Annotated in this window: 27 protein-coding genes; 6 read left to right on the top strand and 21 right to left on the bottom strand. The window is 30.3% G+C overall.

From position 1 onward, the window contains the following. The 18 genes from DES33_RS07640 to DES33_RS07550 all read right to left on the bottom strand — a co-directional run. The coding region (locus DES33_RS07640; protein WP_146199873.1) for a leucine-rich repeat domain-containing protein at positions 1-541 on the bottom strand (541 nt) is incomplete at its 3' end. After that, the gene (locus tag DES33_RS07635) at positions 538-795 is read right to left on the bottom strand and encodes a hypothetical protein (protein ID WP_001035536.1); all 258 of its coding nucleotides are present in this window, start codon (positions 793-795) and stop codon (positions 538-540) included. The genes DES33_RS07635 and DES33_RS07640, both read right to left, overlap by 4 nt. A 20-nt stretch (positions 796-815) precedes the next feature. Further along, a complete protein-coding gene (locus DES33_RS07630) occupies positions 816-3,779 on the bottom strand; it encodes a CD1108 family mobile element protein (protein ID WP_110058580.1) in 2,964 nt (987 codons plus the stop codon). Positions 3,780-3,788: 9 nt separating this feature from the next. Next, positions 3,789-4,754 (bottom strand): DNA-methyltransferase, encoded by a 966-nt coding sequence (locus tag DES33_RS07625; protein WP_110058579.1) that lies wholly within the window; start codon positions 4,752-4,754, stop codon positions 3,789-3,791. After that, positions 4,726-7,221 (bottom strand): VirB4-like conjugal transfer ATPase, CD1110 family, encoded by a 2,496-nt coding sequence (locus tag DES33_RS07620; RefSeq protein WP_019132982.1) that lies wholly within the window; start codon positions 7,219-7,221, stop codon positions 4,726-4,728. The genes DES33_RS07625 and DES33_RS07620 overlap by 29 nt, the downstream gene beginning before the upstream one ends. Beyond that, entirely contained in the window at positions 7,218-7,556 is a 339-nt protein-coding gene (locus DES33_RS07615) for a PrgI family protein (protein ID WP_002838958.1), read from the bottom strand. The genes DES33_RS07620 and DES33_RS07615 overlap by 4 nt, the downstream gene beginning before the upstream one ends. Continuing rightward, on the bottom strand, positions 7,556-7,813 hold the full coding sequence (locus tag DES33_RS07610; RefSeq protein WP_110058578.1) for a hypothetical protein: 258 nt from the start codon (positions 7,811-7,813) through the stop codon (positions 7,556-7,558). The genes DES33_RS07615 and DES33_RS07610 overlap by 1 nt, the downstream gene beginning before the upstream one ends. A 17-nt stretch (positions 7,814-7,830) precedes the next feature. Next, entirely contained in the window at positions 7,831-8,694 is an 864-nt protein-coding gene (locus DES33_RS07605) for a VirB6/TrbL-like conjugal transfer protein, CD1112 family (protein ID WP_004838430.1), read from the bottom strand. Position 8,695: 1 nt separating this feature from the next. Next, the gene (locus tag DES33_RS07600; protein ID WP_002838961.1) at positions 8,696-8,911 is read right to left on the bottom strand and encodes a Maff2 family mobile element protein; all 216 of its coding nucleotides are present in this window, start codon (positions 8,909-8,911) and stop codon (positions 8,696-8,698) included. Next, positions 8,912-9,235, bottom strand: a complete 324-nt coding sequence (locus tag DES33_RS07595) for a hypothetical protein (RefSeq protein WP_002838912.1) — start codon at positions 9,233-9,235, stop codon at positions 8,912-8,914. Between the two features lie 191 nt (positions 9,236-9,426). Next, entirely contained in the window at positions 9,427-10,293 is an 867-nt protein-coding gene (locus DES33_RS07590) for an Abi family protein (RefSeq protein ID WP_060800154.1), read from the bottom strand. 151 nt (positions 10,294-10,444) lie between these two features. Beyond that, positions 10,445-12,247 carry a VirD4-like conjugal transfer protein, CD1115 family gene (locus DES33_RS07585; protein ID WP_110058577.1) on the bottom strand — a complete coding sequence of 601 codons (1,803 nt, stop codon included), beginning with the start codon at positions 12,245-12,247 and terminating at the stop codon, positions 10,445-10,447. Between the two features lie 44 nt (positions 12,248-12,291). Further along, complete coding sequence (locus tag DES33_RS07580; protein ID WP_019117252.1) at positions 12,292-12,498, bottom strand: hypothetical protein; 207 nt, start codon at positions 12,496-12,498, stop codon at positions 12,292-12,294. Between the two features lie 197 nt (positions 12,499-12,695). After that, complete coding sequence (locus DES33_RS07570; RefSeq protein ID WP_050198395.1) at positions 12,696-13,187, bottom strand: PcfB family protein; 492 nt, start codon at positions 13,185-13,187, stop codon at positions 12,696-12,698. A 14-nt stretch (positions 13,188-13,201) separates the two neighbouring features. Beyond that, positions 13,202-14,059, bottom strand: a complete 858-nt coding sequence (locus DES33_RS07565) for an ATP-binding protein (protein WP_110058581.1) — start codon at positions 14,057-14,059, stop codon at positions 13,202-13,204. Between the two features lie 14 nt (positions 14,060-14,073). Next, positions 14,074-15,051, bottom strand: coding sequence for a replication initiator protein A (locus tag DES33_RS07560; protein ID WP_110058576.1), 978 nt, complete (start codon positions 15,049-15,051; stop codon positions 14,074-14,076). Between the two features lie 86 nt (positions 15,052-15,137). Next, the gene (locus DES33_RS07555) at positions 15,138-15,428 is read right to left on the bottom strand and encodes a CD1845 family protein (protein WP_094210146.1); all 291 of its coding nucleotides are present in this window, start codon (positions 15,426-15,428) and stop codon (positions 15,138-15,140) included. A gap of 44 nt (positions 15,429-15,472) precedes the next feature. Further along, entirely contained in the window at positions 15,473-16,678 is a 1,206-nt protein-coding gene (locus tag DES33_RS07550; RefSeq protein ID WP_227930625.1) for an ABC transporter transmembrane domain-containing protein, read from the bottom strand. Between the two features lie 132 nt (positions 16,679-16,810). Here DES33_RS07550 and scfA point away from each other — a divergent pair, with 132 nt between their 5' ends. From scfA to DES33_RS07520, 6 genes are all read left to right on the top strand, one after another. Then, the gene (scfA, locus tag DES33_RS07545; RefSeq protein WP_002835215.1) at positions 16,811-16,960 is read left to right on the top strand and encodes a six-cysteine ranthipeptide SCIFF; all 150 of its coding nucleotides are present in this window, start codon (positions 16,811-16,813) and stop codon (positions 16,958-16,960) included. A gap of 149 nt (positions 16,961-17,109) precedes the next feature. Then, positions 17,110-18,468 (top strand): thioether cross-link-forming SCIFF peptide maturase, encoded by a 1,359-nt coding sequence (gene scfB / locus DES33_RS07540; protein ID WP_110058574.1) that lies wholly within the window; start codon positions 17,110-17,112, stop codon positions 18,466-18,468. Then, the gene (locus DES33_RS07535; protein WP_110058573.1) at positions 18,461-19,705 is read left to right on the top strand and encodes an aminotransferase class V-fold PLP-dependent enzyme; all 1,245 of its coding nucleotides are present in this window, start codon (positions 18,461-18,463) and stop codon (positions 19,703-19,705) included. The genes scfB and DES33_RS07535 overlap by 8 nt, the downstream gene beginning before the upstream one ends. A gap of 60 nt (positions 19,706-19,765) precedes the next feature. Beyond that, positions 19,766-20,122, top strand: coding sequence for a GntR family transcriptional regulator (locus DES33_RS07530; protein WP_094206139.1), 357 nt, complete (start codon positions 19,766-19,768; stop codon positions 20,120-20,122). Then, entirely contained in the window at positions 20,119-20,823 is a 705-nt protein-coding gene (locus tag DES33_RS07525; RefSeq protein WP_094225027.1) for an ABC transporter ATP-binding protein, read from the top strand. The genes DES33_RS07530 and DES33_RS07525 overlap by 4 nt, the downstream gene beginning before the upstream one ends. Then, the gene (locus DES33_RS07520) at positions 20,816-21,652 is read left to right on the top strand and encodes an antibiotic ABC transporter permease (protein ID WP_110058572.1); all 837 of its coding nucleotides are present in this window, start codon (positions 20,816-20,818) and stop codon (positions 21,650-21,652) included. The genes DES33_RS07525 and DES33_RS07520 overlap by 8 nt, the downstream gene beginning before the upstream one ends. A gap of 30 nt (positions 21,653-21,682) precedes the next feature. Here DES33_RS07520 and DES33_RS07515 read toward each other — a convergent pair whose 3' ends face one another. From DES33_RS07515 to fba, 3 genes are all read right to left on the bottom strand, one after another. Continuing rightward, on the bottom strand, positions 21,683-22,234 hold the full coding sequence (locus DES33_RS07515; RefSeq protein WP_094202872.1) for a chromate transporter: 552 nt from the start codon (positions 22,232-22,234) through the stop codon (positions 21,683-21,685). Beyond that, positions 22,221-22,784, bottom strand: coding sequence for a chromate transporter (locus tag DES33_RS07510; RefSeq protein ID WP_012290953.1), 564 nt, complete (start codon positions 22,782-22,784; stop codon positions 22,221-22,223). The genes DES33_RS07515 and DES33_RS07510 overlap by 14 nt, the downstream gene beginning before the upstream one ends. 91 nt (positions 22,785-22,875) lie before the next feature. Further along, a complete protein-coding gene (gene fba / locus DES33_RS07505) occupies positions 22,876-23,742 on the bottom strand; it encodes a class II fructose-1,6-bisphosphate aldolase (protein WP_110058571.1) in 867 nt (288 codons plus the stop codon). Between the last annotated feature and the right edge of the window lie 14 nt (positions 23,743-23,756).

The raw sequence follows: 23,756 nt of genomic DNA, 5'->3' as shown, positions 1-23,756 counted from the left end.
GTTCAATTGTCTTCACAGACTTCGGTATAGTTATTTCTTGGAGGTTATTTCTTTCAAAAGCATTATGTTCAATATTTACCAAAGTATCAGGTAAAGTCACTTCTCTAAGTCCACAATTGAAAAATACTAAACCACCAAGATAAGTTAGACTATTTGATAGTTTTACCTCGTCTATACTTGCATCGTAAAAGGCAGCATAACCTAAATGCTTAACAGAATCAGGAATAATTACTTTATCCCAATGTTTGCCACGTCCAAATTCTCTTTTATATCTAAGTTCATCGTTTGAATGACTTAAAGAATAATTTCCATTAATAGACTTCGTTCCTTCAGGAAATACTAGAATATTTGTCTTCTCTTTCTTTTCTAAGCCTTTATCACTAAAGGCTATTATATTTCCCTCAGAGGAATACATAAAATCATCTTCCGTCCACTCTACCTTATAATCTGTACTTGCATATACAGGACTTACAGCCACTATATTCACTAAACTTACAAGTAGCATTATCACAGCTAAAATTCCACTGGTTATTTTTTTCATAAATTTTCCTCACTTTCATTTGTATCTTTTCTTTTAAGTTCTTGTCTTTCTCTATTTTCTTCTTCCTTATTTTTTCTAACAATAAATAAAAATTCATCAAGAGATATTTTTCGACTTCGAAATTCCTTAATGACCTCTAAATTTTCTATTTCTTCTTGTTCCTCTACTAATAACTGAAGTTCTATTTCAATTTCTTCTTTTTTCTTTCTTAAATTCTTCTGTTTTTCTATGTTTCTGATTAATTTTTTATTCATAGATTTTTACTCCTTCCCCCTTATTTTGGTCTACCAAAGGAATAAAAGTGATTTTTCCAATACTTTGAGTTTATACTGGCATATTGGATAGGATCTCCTGCATGGAGCATCATTCCATTTCCGGCATATATCCCTACGTGAGAAATTGGCGTGCCGGAATTATATGTGCCTTTAAAGAAAATAATATCCCCAGGTTTTGCCTCGCTTGGAGATATTGGATTACAATAGTCTTTGTATATTCTCCATGCAGTTGTTCTTGGCATTCTCTTTACACCAGACTTTGTAAATGACCAACATACAAAACCTGAACAGTCAAAGTTAGATGGTCCACTTGCTCCAAACACATATCTTTTACCTATATGTTTTTCTGCTTCATTAAATAAGGCTTTGGCAGTTTCAGAATCAAAAGCAAGACCGGGATTTCCAAAGTTTGGATTGTCTATAATCTCTCCCAAGTTCCCATAGCTTGATCCAAAATATCCACTCATATTTCCCTGACTATCAAGTAAAGCTAAATAATGAGCCATATTTGTTTCATAGTTTGCAAATTCTTCTCTTGCTATTTCATCAATACTTTTCTTTTTTATAGTTAATGTTAGAATTCTATAGGTATATGGATTTCCTTCACTGTCATATTTTGTAATAGACTTTGAAGTATATTTTTTCTCATACATTTGATTAAATAGTATTTTTAATTCCTTTTGTATCTCTTCAGCTGACTTAATCTCTCCATATCTTGCTGTTAAATAGCTAAAAAGTTCGTGTAGATCATGACCAACAGAATCTCCTTTTATATGATATTCATCATAATTTGGATAATTTTCTTTAATACTATCTATTTCATCTTGTAATGCATATTCATAACTTGTAAATTCATTATTAATATCCATTAAAACTTCTTCTTTTGATAGATAGCTTGTAGCTATAACATTACTTGTTAATCCTGAAGTAAGACTGCCAACATTGCTAATTCCTTGAAATAGCATAAAAAAAAGTCCTAAAATACAAAGGGCAATTAAAATTTGCTTATATCCTTTGTTTTTTAAAACTTCCAATGTTTTCTTTCCAATATTAGCGAAAGATTTCTTTATTCTATTTACTAAACCTTCCCCGTGTTTCTTCCTAAAATCTCTCTGAAACTTCTTTTTCATAAAAAATCGATTCAATTTATTAGAGTTTTGATAAGCTTTAGTCTTCTTCAATTCTTCAAAATTTCTTTGAAAGAGGAGTTTACTTTCTTTCTTATAAATTTTCCCTTCTAAAGATTTTATTTTTCTTTGAGTTTTTAAAGGTTTTTTCCTTCTAAAATGGCTAATTTCTCTACCTATAACTTCGGTAGTTCTACTAAGCTTATAAGCAGCGTTAACGCCTGCATTATCATCTTTCCCACTATATAGATAGTTTGCCGTCATAGCACTCGCAAAAGTAATAGGTTTTTCTAAACCCGCTTTTTTTGACTTTTTCTTATCCTTAATTAACTCTTTTTCCTTTTTATTCTTTTTCTCATATAGTTTTGATATTTTATCTTCCTTTTTATAAAACTTATCTTTTTCACTTTTGTTATCTTTTTTAGAATGGAATTTAGTTTTATTTTTTGTATCTACCTTATTTTCTTCAGATAAATTTTTGGAATCCTGTACTTCTTTTTTTGTCCTGGTGTATTCTTTCTTTGGATCAAAGTTGCTTTTCTTTATAGTATTATCAAAAGCGTCTTTTATTTGTCTTTTCTTTCCCTTGTTTTTATTAGAAATTCCACTATGATTTAAATCAAGTTCATCTACTTCAAGATTCTCATTTTTTATTACGTTTTTTTCCTGTTTGAAGATTTCTTTTTTTGTGCCTATTTTTTCTTGATTCTTTTTATTTATATTATATTTATCTTTATTTTTTTCAGATTCACTTTTAAATCCTTCAGATATGCTATCCTGTCTAAATTTCCCACTAGAAACCCTACCCATTAGCATATTTTTTTCTTCTAAATTTCTAACTTTGCCTTTGAAATATTTGCTATTTTGTTTTTTATTAGTATTCAGGTCTTGAATTATTTTTTTATCTTCTTCATTTGCCTTATATGATAGATCTTTTCCTCTAAACTTCCCATTTAAAGATTTTAATTCTGCTTTTTCCCCTTTATCCTTAAACTGACTTTGAGATTGATAAAGTTTTTTAAAGGTGTTTTTTTGAAAGCTTTCTTTCCCTTTCTTACCAAGAATAGAATAACCATCCCAATTTTTTCTTTGCACATCAGAAGATGGTAAATACTTATAGTCATCTCTTGTATCCCTATAGGATACATTGCTATCACTAAAGTTAATGTCATAGCGATCTATGACACCATCATTATCTGAGTCCTGTGATAATGGATCATATGTTGAACTTACCTCTCTATTAAAATTCTTATCTTCTTTTCTAAATCTCCTTATTTTTTTCTCTGGCACATCATTAAAAGTTTCACTCTCAACGTTTTTCTTCCATTTTAAATTACTATTCCCCTTGCAATTTTTTTTGGGAGAAATGCTACTTTTTATATTAGAATTAGTTGAAATTGGTCCATCATTAAAATCTTCTTTAAAATTACTTAGCCTGTATTCTGTTTCTTGCCCGTGATATTCACCATATCTACTTTCTTCATTTTCTTCCATTTTTCTATGCTGCCGTTGCGAATATTCCGGCTGATATTCATTATGATAGGAGGCTTCTGCAAATTTTTCCTCATGGATTTTTCTTTGTCTTCTTTCTCTATTTGGCTTTTCTTTTTCTTTGAATAAATCCTGACTATTTTCTTGCAAATGATCTGAGTAATATTTAGAGTTTTCAACATTATTGTCTATGTTGTTCCTGCTTTTTACTTTATTTATTTCTTTTTTTGAAAAATCTGATGCTCTCTCTGTATTACTGAATTTTTCATTACTTTCTTCTTTCTTTTCTGATATAAGATTGGTCTTTGGTACATCTCTTGGGTTTACTTTCCCTTTCTTTTTCATATACACCTCCTATTTCATATTTTTCTCAATCCTTTCTTTAGCTATTTGACAGTAATCTTTGTTTATGTCGATTCCAATATATTCTCTGTCCATTCTAATAGCTACCATTCCAACAGTTCCTGAACCCATAAAGGGATCAAGAATCAAGCCTTTTTTAGGACATCCTGCTTTTATACAAAGTTCTACCAGTTTTGGTGGAAATACCGCATAGTGTTTTCCTTTAAATGCACTGGTGTTAATAGTCCAAATATCTCTATTGTTTCTAAACTTAGGGACATTATCTCCTATATATTCTCCATACTCTCTTGCTTCATTTATGCTCTGTCTTTTAGCTCCTGTACCTTCTTGTAAATACTTATTGTTTTTTCCTCTTGCCCTCATATATCTTTTCTTGCTTATTTCTTTTATTGGTTCTTTCATAGCGTCAAAGTTATAGAAATACTTTCTTGCTTTTGATAGTAGGAAGATATGTTCATAAGACCTTGATGGTCTATCTCTACAAGACTCAGGCATGGCATTTTCCTTATGCCAAATAATATCGCTTCGTAAATACCAACCGTCCTCTCTTAATTTTAAAGCTAGTTGCCAAGGTATCCCCATTAAGTCTTTTGCCTTGTAGCCACTGAGTTTTTCTGTAATAGACTCTTTTTGACCACTTCTTCCTTCTATGTTTTTAGGATCTTTATATTCTTTTTTGCTTCTTGTCCCTGCATAAGAATCTCCAATAACTACCCAAAGTGTTCCTTCTTTTTTTAATACTCTTTTTACTTCTCTAAAGACTTCAATTAATTTATTTAAATATTCCTCCGGACTTTCTTCTCTTCCAATTTGTCCTTCTGCTTTATAATCTCTAAGTCCATAATATGGAGGAGATGTAATACAGCAATCAAATGTTTTATCTGGAAATTCCTTTAGAGCAGAAATTGCATCTAAATTAATAATATAGTTAGTTTTTAACTTCTCTCTGTCTATCAATTTCTATCCCTTCCTTTAATTCTTCTGGTTTAGTTGTCATTAACTTATACAATTTTGTATCTTTAGGAAATCTATCTACAAAAGGTACTATTGTGTTTCCATAGAATAGTAATCCCTCTCCCTCATTGGAATTTGTGACGTAGGATAACTGATAAAGAGATATATTTAACTTGTTAGCTAAAATTTCCCTATCACCACTAGCTTGATTAAGCATTAAGATAAAATCAGTGTTATCAAATATATTTTCTATTTCAGGACTGGCTAAAAGGTCCTTTACATTTTGTGTTAATCCTGTTGGAATCCCGCCCCATTTTCTAAATCTCTTCCAAATTTCTATGGAATATGAGGCTGTTTGTTCTTCTCTTAAAAGCAAATGGAATTCGTCACAGTAATATCTGGTTTCCTTCTTATTTCTATTAATAGTTACTCTATTCCACACTTGATCTTGAACAATTAACATACCTATTTTTCTAAGTTGCTTTCCTAATTCCTTAATGTCATAACAAAGAATTCTATTTCCTGTATCTACATTAGTCCTATGGTTAAATACATTAAGACTACCTTTGACATAAATTTCCATTTCTACCGCTAATTTTTTCCCTACATTTTCTTCTTGTTTTAAAAGTAAATTATATAAATCTTCTAAAATTGGCATATTTTCAGGAATGGGATTGTCGAAGTAATCCTTATATAATATTGGAAGACATCTATCAATTACTGAAGTTTCTTCTGCACTTAATCCTTCCTTTCCTACTACAAGTTCAAACAGTGAAAGAATAAAATCAGACTTTAAAGATAAGGGATTGTCTTCATCGGCATAGTCTACATTTATATCCAACGGGTTTATATAATCCTTACTTGTTGGCGATATTTTTATAACTTCTCCACCTAGTGCCTTAGTTAAATTTCCATACTCCCCTTCCGGATCACATATAATGATGTCATCTTGTGTGATTAAAAAAGCATTGGTAATTTCTCTTTTAGCCGAAAAAGATTTACCACTACCAGGCGTTCCAAGTATTAAACCGTTTGGATTCTTTAAAAGCTTTCTGTCTGTCATAATGATGTTACGACTTAAAGCATTTAATCCGTAGTATAAGCTCTCTCCTTCTAAGCACAACTCTTCTGTTGTAAAAGGAATAAAGACTGCTGTAGAGCTAGTTGTAAGTCCTCTTTTTATTTCGATTTCATTTTTCCCAAGTGGTAGGGAGGAAATTAGTCCTTGTTCCTGTCTATAGTTAAGATTTTTCAATACACAATTATGCCTACCTGCTATTGAATTTAGTTGAAAGATTATATTACTCAATTTCTTTCTACTTTTTTCCATATTTGTAAACAAAATAGTTATGACAAACATTCTCTCATTATGATTTTGAAGTTCTACCAATAGTTTCTTAGCATCATTACCATAGGTAATTAAATCGCTTGGAAGAATATCAATGTCATATCCTGATCTTATAGCCTTCTTATTTTCTTCAATTTTCATTTTATCCAAGTCCGTTATTTTTCTTTTAATCATCTTTATAGCTTCTGTTTGATCAATGGAATTTATATGAAATGTTACAATCATATTTTCTTCAACCCCTAAAAATTCTGATAATAATCTATCTGATAATTCAGGTGCTAGAATTTGCAGAAAGTTTACTTCTCCAAAGTATTCTCCAATTTTAAATTGATTGTGAGATGAAAAGTTAAATGATGCTGGTACTATATAATCCTTAGTAGATAGTCCACTATATTTTAGGTCTTCAAAGGAAAAAACAAAATTCTTATTCGGATTTAAGATATCGTGAATAACCTTTAACCTTTCATATCCACTTAATACATAAGCTTTTACTCCCATCTGCTTGAAGTTATTTAATATATCCATTTCCATTCTTTCAAGTCTTGTAGTTGCCTCTTTTAAATCTTGTGCTTGTAAGCTAAAGGTGATATACATATATTTAGTAAGTCCATTATTTCCTTTTTGACTCTGATTTTTTAGCATTTCCCTGTACTCTTTTCGTATTTCATTATATGAATCGTTTCTATCCGGAACATTGATGTTTTTTTCTACTTCTTCATTTTTTCCTATGCGATTAATATATGAAAGTTCTATATCAACACTTGGATCAAAATAGTTTAAAAAACTTGAAAATTCATTAAATATACTTTCCTTATCTTCTTCTGTTGAAAGCTGGTAGTTAATATCTAAAAAACGTATCATTTTATTAAATTTGTTCTTCTCAACTTGGCAAATCCCATTTCTCAACATTCTTAAATAGGGGATTGTTTCCTGAACGCTCTTTTTCTTCTTCCCACCAAAAAAGGAAAGCTTCTTTTTGGGCTTTCCTTTTTCTTTAGAAATATTTGCTTTTTTCATCTTTTTTTGACTTATACTAATGCTTTTTAAATCTTCTTTTTGTTTTTTTAAATTTCTTTTTTCTTGATTTAATTTTTTCTGTTGTTTTTTCTGTATTTGATTCATTTACTCCTTTCCTTTCTTTGTTTCTTTATATCATAAATACATTCTGTCTTGTATATCCTTATACTTGTCTGTCTTTTCTTATCTATAATATACTTTAAATATTTTTCAAAATAGATCCCGTCCTTTTCATAAAGAGTTGCAAATATTATAGGAAAAGACACACCTATCATAATTAACATAGATAGGTCATTAGGCAGCACTTTTTTTACCATTAAATATACTGGAAAGCCTATTAGACCTGCAATTGTAAAGCCAATTAATTGTCTTTTTGTTAGATTTAGAGCTACCTTTGTTTTTACTTTTGTTAAGTCCTTTGGGACATTTACATAAGCCATTATTCTAACCCCTCTAAGTAAAATCCATATATATCTTCTCTGTTCAGATCTTCTAATAATTTTCCCATATTCACTGCTATTTCTAAGACTTTTTCATTCGTTTCTTCTCTATTATCTAAAACTTCCAATGTTTTTCTTATAATCATTCTATTTTGTATTTCTCTTGTAATATATCCCCCTATTAAAAGTATTGGGAGTCCTATTGTTCCAAGTGTTTTAAAATTAATTTTTTTGTCCTTTTTTCTTCTAATTTTCATCATCTTCTCCTTTTTTATTAATGAGCATTTAAAATTGATTTTGCAATACTTCCTGATTTCATCATAGTTATACCAAGTATTAAGGTGTATCCTAGTAATTCAAAAATACTTTTGTGTATGTCTGATATATTTAAAGTCTTAACAAGTACGGCATAAATTCCTACGCATATAAGTAAGAATAAACCTTGCAAGCCAAGTGCGAAGAGCCCTCTTATATAGTTTGTTCCAATACTTCCCCATTCTTTATTGCCCATTGTGGCAAAAGGTATGGCGCAAACTGAAGTATAAATATATATTTCTATCATCCTGCCGTATAGAATAACTGTAATGAGTATTGATATCCCTTGAATTATCATCTTTACAATTGATGTCTCTAGTACTATAGTCATTAATTTTCCTATTGACTCTCCTTTTAGGCTATCTACCATATTAGCTATATCACCTGGAGAAACTTTTGCACTAGCATTTGCCACACCTGCTGCCTTTCCTATTAAATTCTGTGCCACATCAAATACTGCCATAGAAAAGTCAAAAGCATGAGATACAAGCCATACTGCTATCCACATTTTTATCATATATTTAAAAAAATCAAAGGTATCTGTGTCATGCATATTATTTTTGTTCATTACCATTTGAATTAATTCAATACATAGTACAGCCGTTATGATAAGACCTGCTATGGGAAGTATAACATTTTCTGAAATAGACTTTATGAAGTGGAAAACCTCCGAGTTCCATCCACTCGGAGTCTTTCCTACCTCATTTGCTATCGTTGATACTTTGTCATTTATATCAAGGAGCATTCCGCTTAAATTTTCCTTGATCATATCAATAAGTATCTCCGAAAAAAACTCTTTGATCTTATCTACTATATTAAACATTTTATTTTAACACGTTTGCTAATAGCGGTATTAGTTTTAAACCTATGAGTACAATTCCCCCTCCAGCCATAAGCTGCTTAATACCTTGAGATTTAGCACCAGGGTTGTCATTCCCATAACCTTCCATCAGGTTGATAACACCCCATGCTCCAAGCCCTGCACCAATTGCTGTAACTAATATTTTTAATACATTTACTGCTTGTGTAAAAAATTCCATTTATATTTCCTCCTCTTTTTCTTCTTTTTCAATTTTATTTATGTGCTTTACGATAAAATTTTTAAATGTCTTGTCTTCTTTTTTTGTTTCCTTAAAATATCCAAAAATATGGATGTATTCTCCACTTTTAAATTCCTTCACACTTTTTGCCTTTTCCCCGTAGAGATTACAGTAGATATATTCTTTTTTAACCTTTCCTTCTTCTTTGTTCTTTCTAACTATTGTGAAGTTAGCTACCTCTTTTTCTCCTTCCTTTGTATCTATTGCAGTTGTTTTTATTTCTCCTACTAGATTTCCATTAATATTTAGCATTTCTCTTTCCATTTGTTCTATCTCCTTTATTCCATAAAAAAAAGCGATAGTTTTCTCTATCGCTTCTACTTCTAATTCATTAATATTTCATTTTTCTCTGTATCTTATTTTTTCGGCTCATCTCGTATATATTTCATTCTTCCTCCTTTGGGCATAAAAAAACACCGAAATGTTTTTTTCGGTGTAAATTTCTCTATTTAATTTTATGGTTTTAGTAATTCTTTCCAGTTTTCTATAAAGCCAACATGTCTTAATTCAATATTTTCATATCTTGCTATTAGTGCTGTTAGATCATGATAAAAATTTTTGTAATTTTCTTCTTCAGAAACTATTTTAAGATTAACTAATGTAGCAAATATTGTATTGTTTGAAATGTTATTTTTTAAATATTCTTTATATAGCTTTGGTGATTTTGTAAGCTTTGCTCCATATAGCCTGCCATAATGGGCACATATATTTCTTATATAGGCAAAATTTTCTATCCAAGATTCAAAGTAATGGTAGTCTGTATGAAAGACTTTTGCAATTTTACTTTTATCTTCATTTTTCATATTTTTATACATTTTAGATAAAGTTCCAAAACTTGCTACTTCTATCACTGCATATAGCGGAATTTCTCCACCTTCATAATTGTCTTTAAAGTTTTTTATAAATGGTGAGCGTCTATTTCTTTTTGTTTCTCTTTCTAAATCATTTAATGCTTCTTTATATCTGTTTTTATATTTTCCCACATTTGACAAATCTTTGTAGCCAAAATTTCCATATTTTAAAGAAAAATAGTTTGTGATAACTGCTCTTAAAGAAACTTCAATATGTTCTATTATTTCAAATATGAGTTGTCTAAGTTCTCTATCAAATTTATATAAACTTACAATATCTTCAAAACTTATTCCTGATATATATCTTCCATCTTTTTTTAATGTGATACTATAAGCTTTAATCAGCCTGTAATAGGATATTCTTCCAAGAATTTTCTTAGCATAAGTTTTATCTTCTACTAAAAGTCCTAAGTCTATTAAGTTTTTTACTTGATTTTCTATACTAATCGGTTCTTGATAGATTTTTTTCATTTTTTCTCCTAAAATCAAATGACCCGACTTGGTCCGCATTGTTAAGAGGCGTGTCGGGTGCTGTTGAAATTATTATATGTTATAAAATATTTTTTGTCAAGTATTTCCTTTTAATCTTTCCTAAATAGCTATCTTACTTCTAATTTTAAATTTATTCATCTAATATTTCAACTACCATACTCTCTTTTAACTTAACCTCATCTTTTCTCTGTAGGTATTTCTCTATGTCAAATATATTTCTCTTATCATAATCTTCAAGGAACTTATAATTCTTATGTTTAGTTATGTCAAATTTATAAGATAAGAAAGGTCTTACTCCTCTTAGCTGGTATATACACTTACCACCGTCCATTACAGTTATTTCATCTTGACTCATAAGTTCCTTACCGGTTTTTTGATAATTTAAACCAAAGCTCTTTTGATTTGATCTTGTTTCTGATGTGTTATATAGGTCTATGGTTTCTTTGCCCAGGCTTTCAGATAATTCTTTTAATGTTGTTCTTTCTTTGCCTCCTAAAAATAATGTAGAATCACAATTGCCAACTATGGTATCTGCATTATCTTTATAGATACTTTTTAGTTGTGATTGTGCTTGTAATATTATACAAGCTGATATTTCTCTACTTCTAATAGTTGCTATCAGCTTTTCAAATTTAGGAATTAAGCCGATATTTGCGAATTCATCAAGTAGGCATCTCACATGAACAGGAAGTCTTCCGCCATATTCGTCATCTGCTTTATCACATAATAGATTAAATAATTGTGAGTACATTATTGATACTACAAAGTTAAATGTATCATCTGTATCCGATATTATTACGAATAAAGCTGTTTTCTTTTCTCCAAGTGTATCAAGCTCCAGTTCATCTTCTTTCATTAAGTCCCTAAGTTCCTGAATATCAAATGGAGCAAGCCTTGCTCCACAGGATATAAGGATTGATTTGGCAGTTTTTCCTGCTGCAAGTTTGTATTTCTTATATTGTTTTACTGCGAAATGATTTGGCTTTTCTTTTTCTAATGCTTCAAACATATAGTCTACTGCATTTTTAAAATTTTCATCTTCTTCTCTTACCTCACTTGCATCTATCATAGCAAGTAAAGTTGTAAAGTTCTGTTCTTCTTTAGGAGCTTCATACCAGATATATCCTATAAGTGCTGTGTAATAGAGTTTTTCAGCTTTCACCCAAAAATCCTCAGTTGATTTTTCTCCTTCTCCCTTTGTATTTGCAATTATTGTTTGTACTAATTTCAAAATATCTTTTTCACTTTTCAAATATGCAAATGGATTATATCTCATGGATTTTTTAAAGTTTATTGTGTTTAGTATTTTTATCTCATATCCATTTCTTTCCAACATTTTCCCACATTCCAAGACTAATGTTCCTTTTGGATCAGTTACTACATATGAAGAGTGCATTTGCATGAGATTTGGCTTTACAAAAAACCTTGTTTTACCACTACCAGAACCTCCAATTACCAATACATTTTTATTTCTCGCATATTTTGGATTTTTAGGTCTATTGTTCATGGTAAGTCTTTCAGTTTGAGTTAATAGCACATTGTTTTCAAACTTCTTGTCAATGTATGGCTCAATGTCTTTTTCATTTCCCCATCTTGCCGATCCATATTCTCTGCCCTCTCTAAACTTTTTTGCATTTTTCTTTTTCTGTATAAGGATTAACTTAATAGCTACTGATAGAATTAGACCGGGTATCAGGTTTTTTATTTTTAATGATGGAATATAGTTTAAAGTATCTATTTGACTAAAAGCTACTAGAATTCTATCTATTATATCTCCTCCTACATAAGAGTTGACATGGCTTGCAAAGATATTTCCTATATAAAAAAATAAGAGGTAAGGAAGATTTTCTAATACAAATTTCTTCTTATCTCTTATCTTAAAAACATTTTTTATATCTTTTATTATTTCATTTAGTATTTTCGAATTAATCACTTCCTCTCCATAAAAAAGAGTAGATTTCTCTACCCATTAGTATTTTATTTATCTTTTTTATATCTTATTACTGGAACTTGTTTTATTTTTTTACCTATCTTTTTTCTTTCCAAGACAAACATCATATTTTCATTTCTTTTAAAATATCCTAAATCTTTATGATAGCTTATACCACACTTGCAATGTAATAAACCTATAAACTGTTGCCTCATCTTTGAGTTACATATGGGACATATTCTTTTATTTGTCATTTTGAACCACCATTATACTTATATTTTACTTTCAAAGGTATTTTTTAGTTTTTTCCCTAATGCTTCTGTTCTCATTTTTTATCTATAGATAAGAGAAATTCTTCTACTGGATGATTCCCATCTTCTTTTTCATAGTATTCAACAATAAAGCTATTCATGCCTTCTCATCATATATATTATATATCCAAGTGTTTTTATTATAAACTTTGTTCCTGATGTTTATGTTTAACCTTATCTCTGTCAATAGTATCTTTGACTTTATCCTTGAAGTCATTAAGCCTTTCTATTACAGATTTCCTTTTTCTTGACTTATCTTTAGTAAATTTCTGGACTGTCTTTTTAAAAGCTTGTTCCATTACTTTTATATCTTTTGCTTGAAAAAAGATAATGTTGTTTCCATTTTCTAAATCTTTCTTTATGGAAAATTTCACCCCATATCTTTTTAATTCTTTTTTCAATGCTTTTAAGTCTATGTCATTTAATTCTAAGGTTTCTACTTTACCTTTTTTTACGAGGTCTTTTACTTTTACTTTTTTAAATTTTTCTAAGGGTCTTGACTGTTCTGTCTGCTCTTTATGTTTATTTATTTCTAATATTTTCTTCATCAAATTTATAACTTGCTTGGCTGTTACTATACTTGCTTTTTTTACTATGGCTATTGTTCTGCTATTTATATCATCATTTTGCATTCACTCACCTACTTTCATTCTTTTTTTAATATTTCATAGGCTAATTTTGATTTCTCCTTCATTTTTTCTATTCTTCTATTTTCTCCTGTAAATATAATGGGACTGCATATTTCAAGTATCCTTGAATAAATTCTTTTATCTTTTATAGTTTCAGGATTAGTTAAAGCTGATATATTTAAGTTTGTTGTTATAATTAGAGGTTTCCCACTTCTATATCTACTATCTATTATGTTAAAGATATGCTCAGCTGCAAAATCTGTATCTCTTTCCATTCCAAAATCATCGATAATTAATAGTTCCTTTCGATTTAGATTGTTTATATACTTACTTTTATCAATCTCAAAGTTAGTCATATCATTTAAAATTACAGAAAAATTTGTCATTTTGACTGATATTTCTTTTTCTAGTAAAGCATTTGCTATGGCACTTGCAAAGTAAGTTTTCCCACAACCAACATTCCCTGTAAGAATTAGACCTATATTGTTTTCATATATTTCATCAAATTTTTCAACATAGTTTTTTGCTACTTTTTCATGCTCACTGTCTTTGTCCATATTTTTAAAATTCCAATTTAATAGGATAGGATCAGAAAAACACTCTTTTTTTAAGTGTTCAATTTTCAAAAGCCTTTTATTTTCTTTTCTTTTTTCTTCCTCTAATTTTTGTCTTTCTTTTTTACATTGACATAAAATACCAACTTTTTTTATTTCTCCAAAGAAGTCTATTTCTTTTTCAATTGGTGTTTTACATTTTGCACAATATTTTAATCCTGTTTCTTGATCTATATAACTCCTATTTTCTTCATCTTTTGATGGACTATTTGTTTCTGCATTTTTTATTTTCTGTTCTAGGATTTCTTTTATTAATTCCATATGCTCCTCTCCTATCAAGTATTTAAAATTTCTCTCCATATATCCTCATCGTTACTATAGTCATAGTTTTCTCTTTTCTGATTTTCTCTCTTTATGACTTCTATGTTTCTAATATTTTCATCTGCATTGTATAAGAGAGTCAGTAGATAAGCATTAATGTTTCTAATATCCTTTGGAGCATTTTCTCTTAGGTATTTCAAAACATAGTCTATGTGTTTATAGTTAAGACTTAGAAATCTTTCTTTAAAATTTTCATTGGATATATGCCTCCCTCCTATTTTAATGTTTGTAAAGCTAGTTAAGGCTTTTACAAGTACATTTATCATTACATCTACTTGCTTCTTTTCTTCTATTCTAACTTTTTCAAAGGTTTCATAAGATATATTCTTTTTTATAGTTTCTTTTAATTCTTCCTCCTCCAAAGTTTTTTGTGATTTTTCTCCTAGCTTTTCTAAGGGGGATATGGGGGTGGTATTATTAAAATCAGTATTATTAGTTTCAGTATTATTAATATTAGTATTATTAGAGTCCTCTTTTGAAACTTCTTGAGGTTTGTTTTCTAAACTTCCTGAAGTTTGTTTTTTAAACTTCTTGAGGTTTGCTTTTGAAACTTCTGTAGTTTTATTATTTTCTGTGTAAATAAAGTTCTTTACATAAAGTAAATTTGGCTTTCCAAGTCCTAACCTCTTTTTCTCTAATAATCCTATCTCTTCAATTTCTTTCATTACTTTGACCGACTTATTTCTCCCCCAGTTTAATACTTCCATAATTTCTTCTATGGTATAGATGATGTATACCTTGTTTTCTTCATCTAACCATTTATTCTTAATTGACAAGCTCATTCTATCGAGTAGAATTCCATAAAGAATTTTTGCTTCTACGGATAGTTTTTTAAAATTTAAGTCGGTAAACAAAGTTTTGGGAATCCTAAAAAATGAATATTGTTCTGCTTCATTGCCATAATAGTATTCAAATTTAACTATTTCTTTCATCATAACCCCCTTTCTTTTCATATAAAAAGAGATAGCTTTGATTTTGCTATCTCTTTTTCATCGTTTTAATCTATTTATTTTTATATTTAAATTGCTTTTATTCTTTCATTCACCTCTTCTATCACTTCTATAATAAAATATCCTAGCACTGGTAAACCATAAGGACTAAAAAGATATGCTAGTATAATTGCCTCTATAGCGAGTGCTTTTTCTCCATGATAAACAGATCCTAAAAATCCCATAATAGCGATAAATGAAATCAGTTTGAAAAATATTGTGCTGAGTCCTAATACAAACGTTAAAAATAGAGTGATGATACTTAACGCTATACTAATAGGAAACAATATGATTTTGAAAAAAACTCTAAATATTATCATATTCTCTTCAATCCTTATTACTTATGTTTTCTTTTCTTTTTTTGTTAATTTAATAAAAAAGATGACAGACTTAATCCTAAATCGTCTTGTTTAAAAGTTTTGTGGAAGCCTTTAAACTTTGATTTTAATGGATTTATTGTATCTGTCATCATTATATCACTGTCCCCCGTTCCACTTTCTCCAATAATAATGTATTTTTTGCCTTTTTCAAATGTAAAATCCAAATTTTTCAAAACGTATTTGTCACTTGTTGGATATTTGAACGAAATATTGTTTAATTTCAAATTATTAAATTCAAATTCATCTTCTCCTTCAACAGGTTTTTGTTCTGAGATGAAATTCATAATTTTGTTTTGGACTGGCTTTGCTGATTTGAAACTTGTCATTATATCTGTGAAATTCAACAACGGTCCCGTCACATAAGCCATAAGTTGACTTGATTCTATTACTTGACCAATGGTTATTCTGTCTTTGAATACTAGCCATATTCCGACCAACATACAACCCAAATACATTGCCAATGAACTAGCAAATGATAAAACGTAAATAGTTTTGCTCAAAGTTTCCTTGGTATTTGATGCGTTACGATATTCAATGGATTTATCTTGGTTAATTTTTTGAAAAATAATTTCTCTTTTGAAAAACTTAATCAAATTGAAATTGTTAACGAATTCTTGCAAACTAGACGTGTATTCATTTCTTATATTCATAAGTTCTTCTTGTCTTTTTTCGATTAATTTTTCGAAAATAAATGGCACTGCTAGTTGCACCACGGAAAATATTATTATTGTGATTGCCATTATTATGTCGATTTTGACAAGCAAGACTAAGGATATTACGAAATTGAGAATTTCATGATATGAAGACACCATATTTTTGAAATAATCCATCTTCAAATCTTCCAAATCATTCAAAAACATTGATATATAATATCCACTATTTTGTTTGGAAATTTTTATTAGAGATTCATCTGTTATGCTGTTGAACAAATCATTTCTTACGTTATATATACAATTATTCGTAAGTTCTACTGTGCTTTTTCGATATAATAAATCGGAAATACTTGCAAAAATTATGTACAACACAGAAATTAGAATTAGTCTGGGCAAAAATTGTTCTTCTCCATTAGTTCCTGCATCTGTTATAATTCTTAAAAGCCACGCCAAGCCGATATCAAATCCAACGGCAATAGGCGCTGTAAGAAGTGTTAAGTAGAATAATTTTTTATTTTGCGTAATGTACTTGAACATTTTCATCATTCCTTTAAATTAAATATATCACTTGTTTTATGTTTATGCAATCCTTTTTTTGATTATACATCCGAATTATTATTTCGCACATTTTTTCTGGATTTGTGATATAATTATTTTGAGGTGAATATTATGGAAAAACATATTAAAACTTTAACACCTAACACTTTGAAAGAATCAGCTTGCAAAGGTGGTTGTGGTGAATGCCAAACATCTTGCCAATCAGCTTGCAAAACTTCTTGCACAGTTGCTAACCAAGAATGTGAAAACGAAAATAGATAATCTTGTTTACATAATGATTGAAGACTTTTAAGTAGACAATCAGATATGCGATTATTAAATTAATGCCACTCTTTTGAGTGGTTTTCGTTTTTTATTGACTTAATTCATAATTTTCTATAAAATAGTACGGTAGCTGAAAGGAGAATTATATGATACATAAATACAAAATAAATGGCCACAACATTGTTTTAGATGTAAACGGTGGAAGTGTCCATGTTTTTGACGACATAAGTTACGATGTACTTGATTATTACAAAGATTTAAGTGCAGATGAAATAGTAGAAAAATTAGCTCAATATCCTGAAGAATCTGTAAGAGATTCTATCAAGGAAATCGGAGAATTGGAAAAAGCGAATATGCTTTTTTCATCAGATGATTATCTTCACATTGAAGATTTCAAAAAGAGAGAACCTGTGTTAAAGGCAATGTGCCTTCACGTTGTTCACGATTGTAATTTGAAGTGCGAATATTGTTTTGCTTCACAAGGTGATTTTGGTGGACACAAAGCTTATATGACTGAAGAAGTCGGCAAGAAAGCTTTGAAATATTTGGTTGACAATAGCGGTTCAAGAAAATTCTTGGAAGTGGATTTCTTCGGTGGAGAACCTTTGATGGATTTCGAACTTGTAAAGAAATTAGTAAAATACGGCAACGAAATAGCCGATGAAAAAGGTAAGAAATTCAGATTTACAATAACTACTAACGGCGTTTTGTTGGACGATGACAAGATAGATTTTATCAACGAAAATATGCACAACGTTGTTCTTAGTCTTGATGGTAGAAAATCTGTCAACGATAATATGAGAAAAACTTTGAACGATAAGGGCTCTTACGATTTAATCGTTCCTAAATTCCAAAAACTTATTAAAGGAAGAAAAGGAAAATATTATTATGTTAGAGGAACTTTTACTAAAAAGAATTTGGATTTTTCAGAAGATGTAAAACATTTCAAGGATTTAGGATTTGAATTGTCAAGTATTGAACCTGTTGTAGACAGCGATTATGACGATTACGCTATTACTAAGGAAGATTTGGACACTGTTTTAAAAGAATACGAAAAGTTGGCAGTGGATTATGCAAAGGATCAAGTAAATGGTTCTAACTTTAAGTTCTTCCATTTTATGGTTGATTTAACTCAAGGTCCTTGTGTTATTAAAAGAATGCAAGGTTGTGGAGCTGGCTGCGAATACATTGCAGTTACTCCAGAAGGTGACATTTATCCTTGTCATCAATTTGTCGGCAATGAAAAATTCAAAATGGGCAATATTTTAGATGAAAATTTAACTTTACCAGAAGATATGCGTGAAGAATTTTTGAATTGTCATGTATTTACAAAAGAAGATTGCAAAAATTGTTGGTGCAAATTCTACTGTTCTGGTGGTTGCCATGCAAATGCGTACAATTTTAATAATGATATTTACAAGCCATACGAATTGGGATGTGCAATGCAAAAGAAACGTACTGAATGTGCAATTATGGTTGAAGTGGAGAAAATGTTGAATGCGTAATTTGTATGAAAATCTGATAAATAGAAAAGAAAAAGTAAGCTTTCACATGCCTGGCCATAAGGGCAAGATGTTGGAAGGAATGAACGATTTTCTTGAAAATATTTTAAAGATTGATGTAACGGAATTATCTGATACAGATGATTTGTACCATGCAAATAATATTATAGCTGAGGGCAGGAATAATCTTGCCCTTTTTTCACATGCAAAAAAATCAATGTATCTTGTCAATGGTTCAACCTCTGGAATAGCCGCAAGTATAATGAGCGTATTAGATGAAAACGACAAAATTTTGGTAGAGAAAAATTGCCACAAATCCGTAATCAACGGCGTACGACTTGCTCGTGGAGAATCTGTGGAGATTGACTGTGATGGAGTGTGTGAACAAGAAGTTTTGATAGAAAATTTGAAAAAAGATTCATCTATCAAAGCAGTTCTTATAACACGCCCCAATTATTATGGAATTTATCAGCCAATCGAAAAACTTGTAACTTATTGTCACGAAAATAATATCAAGATTATTGTTGACGAAGCACACGGAACGCATTTTGCATTGGAATGTTTTGACAAAAATGCAATGCAGCTGGGTTGTGATATTTCGATTAATTCGTATCACAAAACGATGCCTGCATTCACACAAACTGCTGCGATTAATTTCAACTCGGAAGATAGATTGATAGATAAAACTATGAGTAATCTACAAATGATTATGACATCTTCCCCATCGTATATTTTCATGACATCAGTAGAATACGCCGTCAATTATTGCACTAAATATGAAAGCAAATACGCTGAATTAAAAGAAATAATAGATTGGTTTTATAGTGAGATTGAAGGCTTGGATTTCATAAGAAAAGCTCCTATTCAAAAAAATTGCAAGAGAGATTTTACAAGAATTGTCCTTGAATGCGACAATCCAAGTGATGTGAATGAGCATTTGATAAAAAACGGAATTTATATTGAAATGATAGACGACAAAAATCTCGTATTGATTTCAACGATTGCAGATGAGAAAAAAGATTTTGAAATTTTGCTGGAAGCTTTTCGTTCATATGAAAAATCAGACTCTACGAAAATTTATAAAACATACGATTATTTACTGAATAAAATAATCGCCAATGATATCGTGATTTATCCACCCGGAAAAATTTTCGCTAAGAAAAATTCCACAATTAATCAAGAACAAATCGATGAGCTGAACGATTTATCATCAAAGGGCGTAAATATTTTATTAAAATAGCTTGACTTTTTTATTGTAACGGTGTATTATTGTTATAGAACAGATGAGAAAGGAGATAATATGCAATTTGATGATAATAAGCCTATCTACATTCAAATCGTAGATTATTTTAAATACAAAATAATTAGGCAAGAATTAAAGTCTTCTGATAAAATTCCTTCTGTCAGAGAAACTGCGAAAGAATTGAATGTAAATCCTAACACAGTTCAACGTGCTTATGCAGAGTTGGAAAGCTGTGGAATTACTATGAGTAAACGAGGACTTGGTTCATTTGTTGATGTAGATGAAGATAAATTAAAAGCTTTGAAAAATGATATGGCACAACAATTGATAGATGATTTCTTAAACGAAATGTATCAAATGAATATGCCAAAAGAAAAACTAATGGAACTTATAGATGAAAGGTGGAAAAAATGAGCGTACTCGAAATAAAAAATTTGTCGAAAAAATACGGCAACAAACAAGCACTTAAAGATGTATCATTTACAGCCGAAAAAGGGGAAGTCATCGGACTTCTAGGTCCAAATGGTTCTGGCAAGACAACTTTAATCAAAATTTTAGCTGGAATAATAAAAAAATACGAAGGCGAAGTTAAAATCGATTCACATAATGTTAATTACAAGACAAAAGAATTCGTAAGTTATTTGCCGGATCGTTTTTTCCTAGACCCTAACCTTACAATCGCTCAAACTCAAGCATTGTTCGAAGATTTTTATTCCGATTTTGACGGAGAAAAATTCACTAGTTTTATTGAACAAATGAGTTTGGACAAGAAAATGAAAATTAGCAATCTATCAAAAGGTATGACTGAAAAATTGAACTTGGCACTTGTGTTATCACGTCACGCTAAGCTTTTCATTATTGATGAGCCAATAGCAGGAGTTGACCCTGTAGCTCGTGAACAAATTTTGGATGCAATCATTGATAATATCGATCCTGATTCTACTCTTGTTATTACCACTCACTTGGTTAGAGATATAGAAAGAATTTTCGACAGAGTAATCATGCTCAACAAAGGTTCTGTGGAATTAAATGATAGCGTAGAAAATTTGAGATCAACTTACAACAAAGGCATTGAAGATGTGTACAAACAAATTTTTGGAGGTCACCATGCTTAAACTTTTAAAACACGATTTAAAAAACAACTTTAAACTATGTTTGATATCATTACTTGTAGGATTGTTGGGAAACAGCTTTTTATATGCATTATTTAAAAATTCAATAATCGTAAACACTCAAAGTATGGGATTTGTCGAAATGCTTTTCTTGATTTTATGTATACTTGCAGTTTTTGGAAGTTTCTTGGCATTGACTGTACAAATAGTTATGGTTTTCAGACGCGATTACTATTCCGACAGAGGCTATTTGATGTTCACACTTCCTGTTAAAAGCAACGACATTTTAATGAGTAAATTATTGTTCGCTCTTATTTGGACAGTAATATTTGCAATAGCATTTTCTTTAATAAACTTTTTGGGAATGTATTTTGTTGGTGAATCGAAATTCTTAGAAATGATTAAATTGGCATTTAATAATCCGTACTTTACGATTTCTCCATTTACGTTTATACTTTTAACAGTATATTTTATTATAAGTACATTCATAGGATACATCGTAATGTATTTCTCAATAGTTGCTACGAAATCATTGTTCCCATCAAACAAAACAGGTTACTCATGGATTATAATTATGATTGTGATTAACGTGGTTATATCTCTAATCGACCAAGAAATATTCACAAGATTCCCTTATCTAATCTCATATGTAGGTGAAGGAATCGTAAATGCTAGCGAATTAATAACTATAAAAAATTCAGATACAATTACAATGAACACATTCACAAAAATAATGGGAATACCTATTTCAAGTACTATTATTTGGATATTGACAGGACTTGGCTTATACCAAGCGTCAATAAAAATGATGGACAACTCAATAGATATTTAAACGACAAAAAGCCTCATAGTGAGGCTTTTTTTAAATTACAAATTGATATATTAGTCCTATCGTTGCGCACACGCCGATTATCTTAATGATAGAAACTTTTTTATAATACATTACAAATCCTACAAAAAATGAAATTACAGCTACAACGTTTATGTTTGTCGTATTAAATGTGCCGTTAAACACTGCCGATTCGAACAAATCTATAAATGCAATGAATATCAGTGCTGCAACTGCAGGTTTGATCCCTTTTAGTATATAATCCAAAAACTTTAATTCTTTTCCCGAGAAAATCAACTTAGACAACGGAAGTAGAATAATTAACGCCGGAAATACCAATCCAGTAGTTGCTACAACAGCGCCAAGCACGGAATATATTTTCATTCCAACAAATGTCGCGGAATTTATCGCTATTGGTCCTGGCGTCATTTGCGATATCGTAAGTACGTCTGTCAATTCTCTAAGACTGATCCATTGATTTTCATTTACTACAAAATTCGTGATAAGTGGAAGTGTTGCATATCCTCCACCAAATGCAAATAATCCAACTTTAAAAAACACCCAGAATAATTTAATCAAAATCATATTTTCCACCTACAATCTTTGAATACATTACTCCGATACAAGCACATGCAAGTAAAATTATCGCAACATTTATGTTAAATACAAATCCCATTACAAATGCTAAGATCATTATTCCAATTCCAAGTGCTCTGTCTTTTTTCAAATTTGATTTTGCCAAATCCACAACAGTTAAAAGTAATATCGCACTGATTGCTCCACTCATACTAATAAGCATCATATTGATAAATGGATTGTCGTGAATTTTGTTGTAAATCAAACTCACAATCGAAATAATAACCAAGCATGGAAGAGTAGCAGCCAATACACTTGCGATTGCCCCTTTTGTTTTATTAATCCTGTATCCCAATAAAATCGACGTGTTAATAGCCATCGCTCCTGGACAACTTTGAGCCAAGGCGATTATCTTCATCATTTCGTCGTCGTCAATTATTTTTTTGTTCTTAACAAACTCATCTCTAATTATAGGAACTATTGTGTATCCTCCGCCAAATGTTACGGCATTAATTTTCAAAAGAGTTTTAAATAAATCAATGTTTTTCAAATTTATCACCTAGGTAATATTATCCTATACAATAAAAATTTTTTCAAATCAAAAAGCCGAATCTAAATTAATAGATTCAGCTTGAATTCTGATTTTTAAATTAGTTTGCTTTGTTGATTGATCCAAAAATTTCCATTTTTTCTTTAACTTTTGCTTTGATTGCTTCGTAACCTGGTTTCAAAACTTTTCTTGGATCGAATCCTTTCTTTTCTTTGTCTTTATTTTCTTCGAAATATTTTCTAGTTTCTTCTGTAAATACGATTTGACATTCAGTGTTTACATTGATTTTGGATACCCCAAGGCTGATTGCTTCTTTTATCATATCAGTTGGAATTCCTGTTCCACCATGAAGAACTAGAGGCATTTCTCCGATTTCTCCTTTGATTTCTCCAAGAGCATTGAAGTCTAATCCTTTCCAGTTTTCAGGATAAACTCCATGGATATTACCAATTCCTGCTGCTAAGAAATCTATTCCCAATTCAGAAATTCTCTTGCATTCGTTTTTGTCGGCGATTTCTCCTTGACCGATTACTCCGTCTTCTTCGCCACCGATAGCTCCAACTTCTGCTTCAACGCTAATTCCTTTTGAGTGAGCAAGTTCAACTATTTCTTTTGTTTTTTCTATATTTTCATCAATTGGATATTTAGAACCATCAAACATTACTGACGTAAATCCTGCTTCGATACATTTTTTTGCACCTTCGAATGATCCGTGGTCTAAGTGGATTGCTACAGGAACTGTTATGTTTAATTCTTCAATCATTCCTTTAACCATTCCTACAACTGTTTTGTATCCGCCCATATATTTTCCAGCGCCTTCGCTAACTCCCAAAATAACTGGTGAGTTGTTTTCTTGTGCTGTTTCCAAAATAGCTTTAGTCCATTCTAAGTTGTTGATATTGAAATGACCTACTGCGTATTTTCCTTTTAATGCATCTTTTAACATTTTGTCTGCTGCTACTAACATAATTTCCTCCTTGA

The organism is Finegoldia magna, from assembly GCF_003182075.1.
GTDB classification, from domain to species: domain Bacteria; phylum Bacillota; class Clostridia; order Tissierellales; family Peptoniphilaceae; genus Finegoldia; species Finegoldia magna.
Note: the sequence above shows the minus strand (reverse complement) of the source record. Positions and strands in the feature narration are given on the sequence as shown.